At 49.3% G+C, this 15,265-nt stretch carries 14 protein-coding genes; 3 read left to right on the forward strand and 11 right to left on the reverse strand.

The window, feature by feature from the left end:
• Positions 1–7: 7 nt before the first annotated feature.
• The 3 genes from pabB to Q9292_RS10235 are packed head-to-tail and all read right to left on the reverse strand — an operon-like array spanning position 8 to position 3,565.
• Positions 8–1,453, reverse strand: a complete 1,446-nt coding sequence (gene pabB / locus Q9292_RS10225) for an aminodeoxychorismate synthase component I (RefSeq protein WP_313987984.1) — start codon at positions 1,451–1,453, stop codon at positions 8–10.
• Complete coding sequence (locus Q9292_RS10230) at positions 1,450–2,502, reverse strand: hydantoinase/oxoprolinase family protein (RefSeq protein WP_313987620.1); 1,053 nt, start codon at positions 2,500–2,502, stop codon at positions 1,450–1,452. The genes pabB and Q9292_RS10230 overlap by 4 nt, the downstream gene beginning before the upstream one ends.
• Positions 2,489–3,565, reverse strand: a complete 1,077-nt coding sequence (locus tag Q9292_RS10235; RefSeq protein ID WP_313987623.1) for an ATP-grasp domain-containing protein — start codon at positions 3,563–3,565, stop codon at positions 2,489–2,491. The genes Q9292_RS10230 and Q9292_RS10235 overlap by 14 nt, the downstream gene beginning before the upstream one ends.
• On the opposite strand from Q9292_RS10235, the gene Q9292_RS10240 reads away from it, so the two are divergent.
• A complete protein-coding gene (locus Q9292_RS10240) occupies positions 3,560–4,267 on the forward strand; it encodes a HisA/HisF-related TIM barrel protein (RefSeq protein ID WP_275355324.1) in 708 nt (235 codons plus the stop codon). The two genes, Q9292_RS10235 and Q9292_RS10240, sit on opposite strands and share 6 nt — an antisense overlap.
• A 46-nt stretch (positions 4,268–4,313) precedes the next feature.
• On the opposite strand, the gene hxlB is transcribed toward Q9292_RS10240, so the two are convergent.
• The 3 genes from hxlB to tal form a co-directional block, all read right to left on the reverse strand.
• Positions 4,314–4,850: a 6-phospho-3-hexuloisomerase gene (gene hxlB / locus Q9292_RS10245; protein WP_091470596.1), complete on the reverse strand. Its 537-nt coding sequence runs from the start codon at positions 4,848–4,850 to the stop codon at positions 4,314–4,316.
• Between the two features lie 105 nt (positions 4,851–4,955).
• Positions 4,956–5,588: a 3-hexulose-6-phosphate synthase gene (gene hxlA, locus Q9292_RS10250; protein ID WP_194747659.1), complete on the reverse strand. Its 633-nt coding sequence runs from the start codon at positions 5,586–5,588 to the stop codon at positions 4,956–4,958.
• Between the two features lie 172 nt (positions 5,589–5,760).
• Entirely contained in the window at positions 5,761–6,714 is a 954-nt protein-coding gene (gene tal, locus Q9292_RS10255; RefSeq protein WP_313987630.1) for a transaldolase, read from the reverse strand.
• Between the two features lie 274 nt (positions 6,715–6,988).
• Here tal and Q9292_RS10260 point away from each other — a divergent pair, with 274 nt between their 5' ends.
• Both Q9292_RS10260 and Q9292_RS10265 read left to right on the forward strand, forming a co-directional pair.
• A complete protein-coding gene (locus tag Q9292_RS10260) occupies positions 6,989–8,140 on the forward strand; it encodes an aromatic ring-hydroxylating dioxygenase subunit alpha (RefSeq protein ID WP_313987634.1) in 1,152 nt (383 codons plus the stop codon).
• Positions 8,141–8,184: 44 nt separating this feature from the next.
• The gene (locus tag Q9292_RS10265; protein WP_313987637.1) at positions 8,185–9,048 is read left to right on the forward strand and encodes a DMT family transporter; all 864 of its coding nucleotides are present in this window, start codon (positions 8,185–8,187) and stop codon (positions 9,046–9,048) included.
• A 65-nt stretch (positions 9,049–9,113) separates the two neighbouring features.
• On the opposite strand, the gene Q9292_RS10270 is transcribed toward Q9292_RS10265, so the two are convergent.
• From Q9292_RS10270 to typA, 5 genes are all read right to left on the reverse strand, one after another.
• On the reverse strand, positions 9,114–9,734 hold the full coding sequence (locus Q9292_RS10270; protein WP_018985302.1) for a response regulator transcription factor: 621 nt from the start codon (positions 9,732–9,734) through the stop codon (positions 9,114–9,116).
• A gap of 32 nt (positions 9,735–9,766) precedes the next feature.
• Positions 9,767–11,068 (reverse strand): ATP-binding protein, encoded by a 1,302-nt coding sequence (locus Q9292_RS10275; RefSeq protein WP_409934497.1) that lies wholly within the window; start codon positions 11,066–11,068, stop codon positions 9,767–9,769.
• A gap of 127 nt (positions 11,069–11,195) precedes the next feature.
• Positions 11,196–12,008 carry a polyphosphate kinase 2 family protein gene (locus Q9292_RS10280; RefSeq protein WP_313987642.1) on the reverse strand — a complete coding sequence of 271 codons (813 nt, stop codon included), beginning with the start codon at positions 12,006–12,008 and terminating at the stop codon, positions 11,196–11,198.
• A 164-nt stretch (positions 12,009–12,172) separates the two neighbouring features.
• Positions 12,173–12,808: a DUF2971 domain-containing protein gene (locus tag Q9292_RS10285; protein WP_194747665.1), complete on the reverse strand. Its 636-nt coding sequence runs from the start codon at positions 12,806–12,808 to the stop codon at positions 12,173–12,175.
• A 359-nt stretch (positions 12,809–13,167) separates the two neighbouring features.
• Positions 13,168–14,976, reverse strand: coding sequence for a translational GTPase TypA (gene typA, locus Q9292_RS10290; RefSeq protein ID WP_313987645.1), 1,809 nt, complete (start codon positions 14,974–14,976; stop codon positions 13,168–13,170).
• Between the last annotated feature and the right edge of the window lie 289 nt (positions 14,977–15,265).

A 15,265-nucleotide genomic window follows, 5' to 3' on the forward strand; every position in this document is an offset into this window, starting at 1 on the left:
CTGAACATTAGTTTTTTGCTGACCATTCGTTTTTTGTTTTAAATGCCGCAACCAGCTTGAAGAACTGCGACGCCTTGTCAAAGGTTTCCTGATACTCTTTGGCGCAATCCGAATCAGCGACAATGCCACCGCCGGCAAAAAACGTCATGCGGTCTTGGGCAATGACCGCCGTTCTAATCGCAATATTCGTATCCATACAACCATCAAAGCCAATGTAGCCAATACTGCCGCAATAAATCCCACGCCGATGCGGCTCCAACTCCTCAATAATTTCCATCGCACGCAACTTGGGCGCACCAGTAATAGAACCGCCAGGGAAGCAACCGCGCAGCAAATCCAGCGCATGAAACCCATTGGCCAGCTGACCACGAACGATGCTGACCAGATGATGCACATTGGTAAATCGCTGCAATTTGAATAACGCTTCGACTTTCACTGAGCCGACGGCACACACCTTGCCGATATCGTTGCGCAACAGATCAACAATCATGAGGTTCTCGGCGCGGTCCTTGATACAGCCGGATAACTCCTGCGCAATCGCCGCATCTTGCTCAGCATCTTGGTGACGCGGACGAGTGCCTTTGATCGGACGCGTTTCCACCTGTTGATCCACCACCTGCAAAAAACGCTCAGGTGACATGGAAAGGACCGAAACAGGCAACCCCTCCCCGTCCTCCGCTTGCATCAACGCCATAAAAGGCGCACGGCTCAATTGCCGGAAATGATCATACGCCTGACAGGCGTCACCGCGCACCTCCACTGCAAAACGCTGCGCAAGGTTAATCTGATAGCAATCCCCGGCACGGATGTAATCTTTGACGCGTGTAAAGGCCTGAGCATAAGCGGCTTGATCCAGATTGGCCTCTACGTTGCCGACGACTTCAAATGGTACGCTATTGCGTTCTGGCGCCACGGATAGCAACCTGGCATGCAACTGCTCAAGCCCTGCTTGATCCAGATAGCGTAAATGCGAAACCAGCTTGCACTGCCGTGCATGGTGATCCACGATGATTGCCCAGTCATAAATGCCCACCATCAATTCTGGCAACGGCACGTCCTGTTGCGCCATCACTGGAATGTTTTCAATACTGCGACCCAAGTCATAGGCAAAATAGCCGAGGGCGCCCCCCGCAAACGGAACCTCAGGGGTACGTTCAACAGGATGGGAGAGCAACCATTGCTGAATGACTTTGAAAGGATCTTCTTCCGTGCGGGTGCGCTGCTGATCAACCAGCACGTCTGTGTGCGGATGCCGATGAATTATTCTCGCCACAGGGGCAGCCACCACAATATCAAAGCGCGCCCCCAGGCTGATCTCTTCATCCAGGGTCGCGACCGCATCTGTTTTTTCAATCTGCCCACTTTCAAGCAACATGGGCCAAGTGAGGTCTCTCACCTGCTTGAACCAATGCATGCCTTCAGCATACGGGAGCGTCAGCGTATTCAATGTCATTGCTGCCATAACCTCGCCACTGCATAGGCCGGAAAACACACCTCTGCATCCTTTTTTAAACTTGCCTCAGCAGCCTCTACCACAGCAGAAGCAGCGTAGTACTTCATCCCCAATTCGCCTGCCAATTGGCTGACCAGAAAACTCCCCGCACCAAGACCCACCAGAGTCTGCGGGAGGTCTTGTCCCTGCGCGATCACTGCCTGAATACTGTGCTTGATTAAGGTGAGCTGCGCTGCTTTAAACGCCTGCGCCAGAGACTGCCAGAGGTTGTCCTCGGCTGATTCGACATCATGCCCAACCATACGAGCGATGCGCCGCATGCTTTCTAACAGCGATTTGCCTTGACCATCCGCCGTGTCTGCCAGGTCATCGCTGGCCGGCAGCTCGCCCAAAATACGGTAGACATCCGCCGTGGTGGCAAAATACTCGGCAGCGATATGCCGCTGTGCACCTTGCCATTCAATAAATGGCCCCAGCGCCATCAGCGGTGTGCGGACGACACCGGTATAACAGAGTCCAGATTGCCGCATACGTTCGGCATCTGTCCAGCCTGAGGGCAAGACCTGTTGCTGCTGACATCGTGTCAGATCGCAAGTCGTACTGCCGATATCAACCACAACCATCGCGGTATCAGGCAAGGCCATGGCAAGACATTGTGCTGAGGCATGCCAATTCATGGAGGCAATCGTTTCCGCTTGGCCTGTCACATTGTCGGTAAAGGTCATGCCTGAACCCTTTGTGGCCTGATAAAATCTGGCGGCTGGCAAATAGCGATGGACCGTTTCCGCAATTGCTTGTACGCCTTGTGCCCGATTTTCAAATAAATCCACCAACTCGCCGGTCATGGTAATGACATGATCGCATTCGTCCGCGGACAATTGCCAGTCATGCAACAGATGCTTAATGGCCTCTTCCAATCGCGGCAGGCCTTTCCATAAAGCGCATGCCTGCTGTGAAACGTTGAGTACCTGCGATTGTGTATCCAGCATCACCGCTTTGACATGCGCACCGCCAATATCCCATCCAATGACAGGTTTAGACCTGGTCATATCCCCCCTCTTGCAATGTGTTCAGCGTGAGTCTTAGCGAGCTGCTAGCCACGTCTGCTTGTAACTGATTGTTTAATACTGCCTGCAGAATGACTCCTGCCGGATTGCTGTTCATTATCCTCGACAATCCAATATACGGAGTGGTTAATCGTGGATTGATTTCAACCAGAACCAAGGCGCCCGCAGCATTCAAAATCATATCCGCCCCCCAATAACCGATCAGGCCCGGGATCGCACGATGCACTTGCTCGGCCAGTCGCTGCATGGCGAGGATCTGATCCGTCGCTTCGTTGACACCAGCCCCGTTAAAAGTAAATTCACCATTGACGATTTCCACCTGCTGGCGATGCGCAGCGATCACTTTTACCTGGTTAGCGGTAGCCACCACTGACATGCTCAAGGCAATGCCTGGCACATAGGGCTGTAGCAAAAACCGCGTCTGACTCAGCAAGGAATTATTGATTAAATTATTTTTAAATTCAATCAGTTCAGAATCTTTTTTAAAGTAATATGTTGCAGTGCAACCCGCGCCATCATCAGGTTTCACTACCCAGCCATGCAACTGCCCCTGAGCATACCAGGACAGCGATTCAAATGTGGTCAGTTCAGCCAACATCACGTGTGGCACCACTGGCACACCGGCCTGGTGACAAAGCTCAGCCATGCATGCCTTGCTGGTGGTGTCGGCAATAGCCTGTGCCGTGCATCCGACCCATGGAATACCCATGTCTTGCACCAGATGACACAACGCTTGCAGAATCCCCTGCGTTTCGGGTGCGATCACCCAACAGGCATCAATGTCCTGCTCAGCGAGTTGCTGTTGCCATACCGAATGCGCATTTTCATGCGCCTGTATGGCAACACTCTGCGCCATTGCAGGCGGCATCACGCGGTAGTCATGGCTAGTGATACAATCCATGCCCAGCGCAGCCAGGTCTGCCAATAGGGCGTCTCGCATCAACAGCCCTTCCTGCAGCAAACTGGCAGGCAAGGCTTCTGCAACCAAGCCGCCGGCGCTGATGTATTCACAAACCCAGATTTTGAAACGAGTGGTATTTTGCATATTATTCCCGTCATCGATTTGATGCATGGCCAGGTGGTCCAGGCCATACAAGGCCAGCGCCAGCACTACCGTCCTATTCAATCGCAACTGACGGAGAGCCATGCCCTGATCGATATCGTGGCAGCTATTTTACAAGTTTATCCGTTTGACTGCCTGTATATTGCAGATTTAAATGCCATCACTGGCCAAGGCACGTTGCCGAACCACCTGTCCTTGATCCAGCAGGCGATGGTCGAGTTCCCGCAATTAGCCTGGTGGATAGACGCAGGTTTTCAAACCGCCGACCAGCTGATTCCTTGGCAATCTGCCCGCATCACCCCTATTCTGGCCAGTGAGTCTATGCAAGATGATCAAACCTATGCACAAATGCGGCAAACGTGCCCAAACAGCCTACTCTCGCTGGACTTTTTCCAAGATGGCTTTCATGGGCCCACCCAACTGCTCTCAGCGCCACAGCAATGGACACACCCCACCATCGTCATGAGCTTGCCCAAGGTCGGGGCAAATCGCGGCCCAGACCATACACAACTGGCCACGCTCAAAGCGCAGCATCCGCAACAAGCTTTATATGCCGCTGGTGGCGTACGTGATGCGCAAGATATTGAAACCTTATCGCAGGCAGGCGCCAGCGGCGTATTGATCGCCAGTGCGCTGCATCAAAAGCAACTCACAGCACATGATTTATCCAAATGGGGCGCATAAAAAAACCGGTCATACGACCGGTTTTTTATAGGCCAAGCCTAAACACTTACTCAAGGTTTGCATGCAATGCGCGCATGCCTTCTTCTGTCAGGCCTTTAGCATGAATCAATTCAGAAATCGCGCCTTCAAGGAATACCAAGGTCGACAGCTCGAACTGACCACCCATAGGCATGCCTTTTACCAGTGGGAAGCTGTCATCCTGACCAATTTGAATCACCAGGTCAGCCACATCTGCCATGGCAGAAGTTTTCTTCATGGAGATAACCACCAGTTTTGCGCCCACTTCTTTGGCTTTTTTCACAAATGGCAGCAACGTCGCTGTACCACCGGAACCAGAAACCAATACCAGCAAGTCACCTTTTTTGATGGCTGGAGTCACCACTTCACCGATCATGTAAACGCTGTAACCGGAGTGTACCAGGCGCATGGCAAAGAAACGTGAGACCAGCAGTGAGCGACCTGCGCCACCAATGAACGTAGAACCTGCCTCATCAACCAACTTGAGCAGCTCAGCTGCTTTTGATTTGTCGGTCACGTCAAGAATGCGTTTCAGGTTGTCCAGAATAAATTGTTGATGATCCATTTTTAAATCCTGTGTAAACATAAAATTGAATAAAAAACCCGACACATTACTGGGTCGGGTTTTTATGATCGCTAATCAATAATTGCTTATTGATGCTTAAATGAATTAAGCGTGAGCGATAGCAGTGATTTCTGCAGCAGCAGCAGCTGGGTCAGCAGCGCCGTAGATAGCAGCACCAGCAACGATGATAGTCGCGCCAGCGTCACGTACTTGAGCAGCTGTAGCAGCTTTAACGCCACCAGCAACAGAGATGTCAACACCCAGGTTCAAACCGGCAACAGCAGCCAGGTCAGCAAATGGAGTTTGACCAGCAGCTTGTTGGTCCAAACCAGTGTGGATACCGATGATGTGTGCACCAGCAGCAGCAACTTCTTTAGTTTTAGCAACTTTGTCTTCAACGCTGATCAGGTCAACTTGAGCTTTTTTGCCGTATTTGTTAGCTGCTTTGATTACGCCTTTGATTGTACCGATGTCGGATACGCCCAATACTACGCAGATGTCAGCACCGGCTTTGTAGAATGGCTCAGACTCGTACTCACCAGCGTCCATAGTTTTCAGGTCAACCAGGATCTTGTTGTTTGGGAACTTAGCGCGCAGAGTTTCCAGCAATTTGATACCGTTGTGCTTGATGCATGGTGTACCGATTTCCAGAATGTCAACGTGTGGAGCAACTTTTTCTGCCAAAGCGATAGTTGCGTCGAAATCCAATGAGTCTAATGCCATTTGTGTTAATGCCATGTTTTTCTCCAAAAGTTAAAATTTAAATGCTATTGCTAGCGTACTACCAATTCAAGCTGGTCGCCCATAGTAAGCTCGCAGCCAAAATAAGTCAATGTTGCAGGCCAATTTATGCCTGACTTAAAAGCCACACGGGCAGATCACTGCCCGTGTGCATTATCGCATGGCGATATTACAGTTTTGCGGCTAATGCAGCTTCCAGTTTGTTCTGGTCAGCCACGAAACCACGGATACCTTCAGCCAATTTTTCTGTCGCCATTGGATCCTGATTCAATTCAAAGCGGAACTGCTCTTCTGTCAATTTGGCAGGCACTTCTTTGGTTTTTCCGCCATCTTTCAACACTTGAGTCAATGTACCTTCAGTTGCAGCCAACTCTTGCAGCAGGTTTGGAGACACGGTCAAACGGTCACAACCAGCCAAGGCAATCAGCTCGCCAGTGTTACGGAAAGAAGCACCCATTACCACGGTTTTGTAACCGTGCTCTTTATAGTACTGGTAGATTGCGCGCACAGAAACTACACCTGGGTCAGTTTCTTGTGTGTACTCAGTGCCTGGGTTTTTCGCTTTGTACCAGTCGAGGATACGGCCCACGAATGGCGAGATCAGGAACACGCCAGCTTCAGCACATGCACGTGCTTGGCCGAAACCGAATAACAATGTCAGGTTACACTGGATACCTTCTTTTTCCAGCTGTTCACCAGCCTTAATACCTTCCCAGGTAGAAGCCAGCTTGATCAGTACGCGGTCTTTGCTGATGCCAGACTCTTCGTACAACTTGATCAATTTACGGCCTTTAGCAATCATCGCATCGATGTTGAAAGACAGACGTGCATCCACTTCTGTAGAAATACGGCCTGGAACCACTTTAGTAATTTCAGCGCCAATCAATACTGCCAGTTTGTCAGCAGCATTTTCAATTTGTTGCTCTTTGGAACCACCTTGTGCTTTTGCATAAGCAATGGCAGTGTCAATCAATGGTGCGTATTCTGGGATTTGGCTGGCTTTCAACACCAGAGATGGGTTTGTGGTTGCATCCACAGGTTTAACGCTTTTGATTGCTTCAACATCACCAGTGTCAGCCACGATGGTTGTCATTGCTTTCAACTGATCTAATAAGTTTGCCATTCGATTGCTCCTAAAAATTGCAATAATCGTTTACGTATTGTTATACACAAAAACCTCGAACATTATAACTGAATTTATTTGAGTTGGTTAAGCCTCGTTTTCGCCTTAAATGCGCACCAGTCTTGGGCCAGCCTAATGTGAACCATACATTTTTTTGATTAAAATCAAATGATTGAACCAGATTTTTACAGTAGATAAAGGGGAGCTGACTTTTCATTTACCCCCTTTTCGGGCACAATTCACATTTTTTGCAAGTGATTAATCAGTTGGGCATATGGGTTCTGTCACCTCTTTAAACAAAGAACAAAACCAGACTCGCTTCGCACAATTACCTGTCGATTGGTATCTGCATCCGGAAATATATGCGCTGGAGCAGGCACACCTGTTCGCCAGGGTTCCCCAATATCTCGGCCACGCCCGCATGATCCCGCATGCGGGCGATTATCGCGCCCTGGACTGGATGCATAATGCCACTGCCCTGGTAAATCAAGCTGGTAAACCTCAACTCATCAGCAATATTTGCCGCCACCGCCAGGCCGTGATGCTCAATGGCCAGGGCAATACCCAACATATTGTTTGCCCGTTACATCGCTGGACCTATGATTTAGGCGGGCAACTGCTAGGTGCGCCACATTTTGAACAAAACCCCTGCCTGCACCTCGAAAAACAGGCCCTGACTGAATGGCAAGGCCTGTTATTTAAAGCCAATAACCAGGCCAGCAAGCAAAAAGGTCTGGAAATTGCGAATATCCTGAAACAGCTCGGGTGCAAACAAGATTTCGACTTCACCGGCTACCACTTTGATTCCGCCATTGTGGATCATTACGATTTCAACTGGAAAACTTTTATTGAGGTCTACCTTGAAGATTATCATGTCGGCCCTTTCCACCCTGGCCTGAACCAGTTTGTCGATTGCGGCGAACTGAACTGGGAGTTTGGCGAGCATTACAGCGTACAAACTGTCGGCTACAAACCATTACCCGATTACAGCCTCTCCCCTGTTTACAAACAGTGGCAACAAGCGGTGACTGATTACCAGCAAGGCACTACGCCTAAGTATGGCGCGATCTGGTTTGTACTCTACCCATTTCTCATGATTGAATGGTATCCAAACGTGCTGGTGGTCTCGCACATTATTCCCACCGGCATAGAATCTTGCCAGAATGTGGTGGAGTTTTACTATCCGGAAGATATTGCCCTGTTTGAGCGTGAGTATATTAAGGCTCAACAGGCGGCTTATTTTGAAACAGCGGTTGAAGACAAAGAAATTTGCCAGCGCATGCATGACGGTCGAAAAGGGCTGTTTATGCTAGGCAAAGATGAACGTGGCCCTTACCAGCATCCCATGGAAACGGGTCTGGAACACTTTCATCAATGGTACCGCAAGCAGATGGAGCCACATCTGCCTGACCATTTACAGCGCTAGGCTTCTGTTTGCTTAAGTCCCGACAAGTAAGTCACTGGCACCCTGTGCATTGGCGCCTTGGCAGTTACTGGATGCTGCTGGCAGGGCTAGGGTTTGCCATCATGGGAGCTTTTGTGAAAGCAGGCTCAGCGCGCTTCACCACCAGTGAGCTGGTATTTTATCGCTCTGCGTTTGGTTTCCTGATGATTGCAGCGCTTGTCTGCTGGCAACGCAAGCCCTTGAAAACACCATTACTCGCCATTCAGCTACGTAGGGCGGGCATAGGCTTCACGGCCTTGCTACTGTTCTTCTATGCCATCGCGCATTTACCGCTTGCCACAGCGATCACGCTTAACTACACCTCACCGATGTTCCTGGCCCTGCTCTCGCCATGGCTGCTGACAGGTGACAAACTACTGACACGTCAACAGCGGTTGGTGTTGAATATGTGCGTCGCAGGTGGATTTGCTGGCATTTGCCTGCTACTGCAACCAACGTTTCATAGGGACCAACTGCTTGCTGGCGGCATAGGCCTACTCTCTGGCATAGGTGCCGCCCTGGCCTACGTTCACGTCAAACAGTTAGGCATACAAGGCGAGCCGGATTGGCGAACTGTGTTTTACTTTACCTTGGTCTGCACTGTTGCCAGCGGAGGCTGGATGCTCATTGACCATATGACCGCCCTAAGCTGGCAAGATTTACCATTATTAACTGGCTTGGGTATATCGGCGACCTTCAGCCAACTGGCGTTGACGCGTGCTTATCGCACCGGTAACACCCTGACGGTAGCCAGCCTGGCTTATAGCACCGTGGTGTTTGCCACGTTGATAGGCATGATTGTGTGGGGTGAAACCTTGAGCCTGCACGAGATTGCCGGGATGTTACTGATTGCTGCTTTTGGCATATTCAGTACGCGCATCAAGCGATAGCGCTTTCACTATGTAAAAAGCCATTCTTAAAAGAATGGCTTTTATTCGCACCTCTGAAAATTACTTTAAGGCTCCAGCAATCCGCAACGCATGGCAATCAGTGCAATCTCCGCCGAGTTTTGCGCGTTGAGCTTTTGCTTGATATTGTACAAATGCGTTCCCACGGTACGCGGACTCAGGAATAAGGTTTCTGCGATTTCGTTGGTTGACTTGCCGCGGGCCAGCGACATAAATACTTCAAACTCGCGTTCACTGAGCACATCGACCGGATTCTGCTCACCCGACAACTGTTGGATAGCCATTTGCTGCGCCACGCTGGCTTCAATATATTTCTTGCCCTGCGCCACACTGCGGATCGCTTTAATCAGTTCTTCGGCCGCGCTACGCTTGGTCACATAGCCCATGGCACCAGCATTCAGCACACGTTTGGGATGTACCGAATCCTCATGCGCAGACAGCACCAGAATACGTGCATGATTATCTTTGGCCAAAATACGCTCAATCGCCTCCATACCACCGATGCCGGGCATGGTGATGTCCATGACCACGACTTGGGGCTGGTGTTCGACATAGGCCTTGATGGCAGCTTCACCACTTTCGGCCTCAGCAATCACTTTGATGTCCTGGTCGGACTCCAGCAACATTTTAAAGCCCATCCTGACCACGGCATGATCATCCACCAGCATTACACTAATCACGTTTATCTCTCCCTTTTGTTCTATGCTGATTGTATAGGCAATCTAATTTCCAGAGTGGTTCCACGGCCGGCATCCGGCTGAGAAACTACCTTAAATTGCCCATGCAATGCTTGTACACGTTCACGCATGCCCAGCAAGCCAAAATGCTTGGTCTGGTCCACGTTGTCGATATGCACCCCCACGCCATCATCGCAGATCATCAGGCGCAAGCCATCCTTATCCAGCAGTAAATGCACATTGATACATTGTGCATGCGCGTGCTTAATCGCGTTATTCACCGCCTCTTGCACAATGCGGTAAAGATTGATGTTCACATTCTCGCCCATGGGTTGAAACTCGCCAGAGACATGCAGCTGTATGCTTAATTCTGGATGCTGCGCCTGATAACCAGACATCATATCGCGCAAGGTTTCCACCAGCCCCATATTGTCCATGGCAGCCGGACGTAACTGACGGATGATATTGTGCATGCCGTCGTAAATATGGTTGGCCGCCGCCACGATGGTCTGCGCATTGGCAGAGATATCAGGCGTGGTCGCCTTGGTTTTGTTTACAATAGCCACGGCAAAGGTTTTGATCGCGGTCACATACTGGCCGAGCTCATCATGCAGCTCACGCGCCAGGCTGCGCCGCTCGTCTTCAATATGCTGCTGTATCAGTTGCGTGAGCTGGCGGTTTTGCTCCAACTGGCGCTCGGCATCCAGCGACACAGCCATCTGGTTCAAGCTTTGGCCAATACGGTCAAACTCGGGCAAAGAGAAGCGCTCCAGGCGCGTTGTCAAATCACCCTGCTCTATGCGGTTAATCGCATGCAAAATATGCCTGACCGGGCGCAACGCATGACTCAGCAAGCCATACACTAGCAAGTTGAGCAGCACAAAAAAACCAATGCCCATAATCATCAATTGCCTAAAGCCGGACCAAGCCTCCCGAATCGAGCCTTCTGCACTGGAGTGAACAATCAGCACCCCATACCGCACGCGACGCGTCACGGTTTCGACCTTGGGGGCCACCAGGCGTACAAACCATTGTGGCGGGATGACCTCAGATTTAAAAGTGGAGCCAGGAGAAAGATACAACTGGTTATTGGCATAGTCATACAGCTCAATCCGGCTGCTGCGCACATAGCCCAAAGAGCGCAAAAAGTCCTGCAACACATAATGCGTTGGCCCCAGGCTGGGATTCATGGCAGAACTGACAATCACCGTATCCAGCAATTGCACCGTCACCCGCGTAGCCGCCTCCACCCGCTCACGAATACTGTCTTTGGTATCACGCACCAACACCACGCCTGCCGCGACCAAAAAAGCCAGCGACAGCATGGTGACTAAAAGATTTAACCTGAAACGTAAACTCATGGAGAGTGATGATAATCGCAATTGCCCTATTAGACTTTAACTACCGCGCATTCTCACAGCGTAAAATCATTAAATTCAACCAATCCGGCGCTTAGTCTTTAATCTTCAAAGCATCCCATTCCTTGGGTTTAGGCGGGTAAGCCAATGGCAGTTGATTCAGCGTCTCCAGCAACAAACGTGAAATCAGCAGATTGCGGTTGGTCTTGGAATTGGCCGGGATCACGTACCAGGGCGCATGCTCGGTAGACGTGGCTTGCAAGGCAGACTCATAAGCTTGCATATAATCCTCCCAAAGCGCCCGCTCCTCCAGGTCTTTCGGATTAAATTTCCAATGCTTGGTCGGTTCATCCAGACGCTCTTGCAGGCGCTCCTTTTGCTCCTCTTTCGAGATATGTAAAAAACACTTGATCAGTGTCGTGCCCGTCTCGGTCAACATACGCTCAAAATCGTTGATTTGCTGGTAACGGCGCTTGCATTCCACCTCATCAATCCAGCCATGCACCTTCACAATCAGCACATCTTCATAATGGCTACGGTTAAAAATCACCAACTCACCGTTAGCTGGCACCTGCGCATGCACCCGCCATAAATAATCATGCGCCAGCTCATCAGCACTAGGCGCTTTAAAACTCGCCAGACGGATGCCTAACGGGTCACAAGCACTGAACACATGCTTCACTGTGCCATCCTTGCCGCTGGTATCCATGCCCTGCAACAGCAAAATCACCTTATCCTTGCCCTCAGCATGCAAAATATCCTGCCGCGCATTAATCGCCTCAGTCAGTTTTGCCAACTCGGCCAAATCCTGCGCTTTATCTTCACTCCGCGCGGAACGGTCATCGGGAGAATATTGCTTGAGGGAGAATTTTTTAGGGTTGACGCGGTATTTTTCCAGCTTTTCCATAAGGCCTGCCAAGATCACAAAGTCACAAGCAGTGTATCTCAAGCTGAGAGGGTTGCAAAAGGTCTGATTAGCTTGGGATCACAATACGTGGGCAACGAGTTGCCCACCCTGCTCGACAGGCCTGAGAAGTCCCGTCGGATCCTACTTCCAGCTTCATAGAACGGCTAGGTGTTTTTTACATACTGAAGCCAAGCCTCATTTGCAACCACTCTGGATTGTGTGATTGGTATATTTTCACAACCCTCAATAGACAATAATGTTTCTTTAGTAGCCTCAAATAACGATGGTGCCATCCAAGGGCTAAGCACAATTGAACGAATAACATCCAATTCTATAGTAATGGTTTTATATCTAAGAAATTCTGTTTTCGATGAATAGATAACTCTGTATTCGATTTCGTCTCGATACGCCTCTGCTTTAGTGAATGGCATATCGTTTAATTCAGAATATGAGGCCAGCAACTCCGTTGGCGACTTGTAATCAACAAGCCGGTGAGAAAAGCCCTGTTTTGGAATTGCCTTTAATAGCTTGTCCTTAAAGTAGTAGATACATACTCCTGCTGAGCCAGGGGAAAATACTTTCCAATGATGATACGTCTCAATCGCTTGAGAGAAACAGGCACTCAACAAAGTTTTTAACTCTCGACGTTCTGCATAGTGCGCTAATGTTCCGCGATCATTTGTATCGTCCCAGGTCATAGGGCTTAGTAGCGTTAATTCGCGATTCCGCAATACCGCTAAAGTTGCTGGCAAATCGGTATAACGCTTTAAGAAGCTTGCCTTGATGGACTTACTAGACATACGACAACACCTAACATAAATCAGACAAAAAACCGAATACACCCTCTTATTAAAGATACTGTAATAAAAACATACCAATTAATTTTTAGCACAAAATCAATTATTAATTTTATTATATCGCACCCAAATAAGGCTTTTTATGTAAAGCATATTAAGCAAACCTTTTTAAAGTTGCTAACTTTAATTGTTGACTAATTGCGGGTTGGGCTAACAGCAATCACTCCAAAAGCTGCTGATCTCTTTGGATTAAACGCCACACTTTTAATCATGACAAGTGCGTAGCTTTCATTCATGACCACTACTGATTACTCGCAATCAAAAACGCCAGCTTTCGCTGGCGTTTTTTATCAACATATCACTTAGTCTTTAGAAGCACGTTTACGCTCGTGCTCTAACAGGTAGCGCTTACGCAGACGAATGGTTTTTGGCGTGATTTCGACCAATTCGTCATCGTCAATAAACTCTACGGCACTTTCCAGGCTTAGCGAGACTGGCGGGATCAAACGCACCGCTTCGTCTGTACCAGAAGCACGCACGTTAGTGAGTTGTTTGCCCTTGATCGGGTTAACGACCAGGTCATTGTCGCGGCTATGAATACCGATGATCATGCCTTCATACAATCTGTCGCCTGGGCTAGAGAACATTTTGCCGCGATCTTGTAGCTTCCATAAGGCATAGGCAACGGCCTCGCCTTGTTCCGCTGAAATAAGTACACCATTGCGACGGCCTGGCATGTCTGCTTTTACAGGCGCGTATTCGTCAAAAATATGCGCCATCAACCCTGTACCACGGGTTAAGGTTAAGAACTCACCCTGGAAACCAATCAGGCCGCGTGCTGGAATGCGGTATTCCAAACGTGTGCGACCGTTACCATCAGATTCCATGTTAGTCATTTCACCGCGGCGACGGCCCAACTCCTCCATGACTGCGCCTTGATTTTCATCTTCAACATCTACAGTCAGGATTTCATAAGGCTCACATTTTTCGCCATTGACTTCTCTGAACACAACGCGTGGTTTACCTACGGCAATTTCAAAGCCTTCACGACGCATATTTTCCAGCAAAATGGTCAGGTGCAATTCGCCACGACCAGACACACGGAAAACATCGGTGTCTTCGGTATCTTCAACGCGCAAAGCCACGTTAACCAACAATTCTTTGGTTAAACGATCACGAATTTGACGTGAAGTGATGAACTTACCTTCAGTGCCGGCTAATGGTGAGGTGTTGACCATAAAGTCCATGGTCAAAGTTGGCTCATCTACGCCCAAATGTGGCAAACCAACAGGTTTGTCGCGATCACAGATGGTGAAGCCAATACCGATTTCTTCGATCCCTGAAATGATCACAATGTCGCCAGCTTCGGCTTCTTCTACCGGCACACGCTCCAAACCTCTAAAACCGAGCACTTGGTTAATACGGCCTTGTGCGACTTGTTCATCTTCGCGCATCACTGCTACAACTTGGCCTGGCTTGATACGACCGTTAGTGATACGACCAACGCCCAAACGACCTGTATATGTCGAATAGTCCAAGGCTGAGATTTGCAATTGCAATGGAGCATCGCTGTCGCCTTTAGGTGGCTCAACGTGACTCAAAATCGTTTCAAACAAGGCGCGCATATTGTCTGAAGGATTTTTCAGGTCCAGCGTTGCAAAACCATTCAAGGCAGAGGCATAGACCACAGGGAAGTCTAATTGCTCATCCGTTGCCCCCAAATTGGCGAACAAGTCAAAAGTGTGGTTGATCACCCAATCCGGACGGGCACTTGGACGGTCTACCTTGTTAATCACGACAATTGGCTTCAAGCCTAGCGCCAGTGCTTTCTTCGTCACAAAACGGGTTTGTGGCATGGGGCCGTCAACGGCATCCACCAACAGCAATACGCCATCCACCATACCCAATACACGCTCTACCTCACCACCAAAGTCGGCGTGGCCCGGGGTATCAACGATATTGATATGCGTGCCTTCATAAGTTAAGGCGGTGTTTTTGGCCAAAATGGTAATGCCACGCTCTTTTTCGAGATCATTGCTATCCATCACACGCTCAGTCACCGCTTGGTGTGAGGCAAAAGTACCTGACTGTTGAAGTAGCTTATCGACCATGGTGGTTTTACCGTGGTCAACGTGGGCGATAATTGCGATATTTCTTAAATTGCGTGCCATGTGAACTGCCATCTGTTTGGAAAGGGCGCGATTTTATCACAAATCAACTAAATAATTGACTTTTAAAATAAAATGGATATACTGCGAGCAACTTTAAAGCGTTGCTGGTGCTCTACTAGCCCAATACGTTTTAAATTCATTGCCCTGACCTGTCGATAACTCGCGAATTTTTGAGGTTATCATCTTTAGATGAAGTCTTGATGACACCATCTTCTTTTATCGGTTAGTGGCCATGCCCAAGCGCCGGTAAAAGCAATCCATTCCTGATGTTGCTTTCGCTCAGCAAGTA

This window comes from Methylophilus sp. VKM B-3414, assembly GCF_032248435.1.
GTDB lineage: Bacteria > Pseudomonadota > Gammaproteobacteria > Burkholderiales > Methylophilaceae > Methylophilus > Methylophilus glucosoxydans.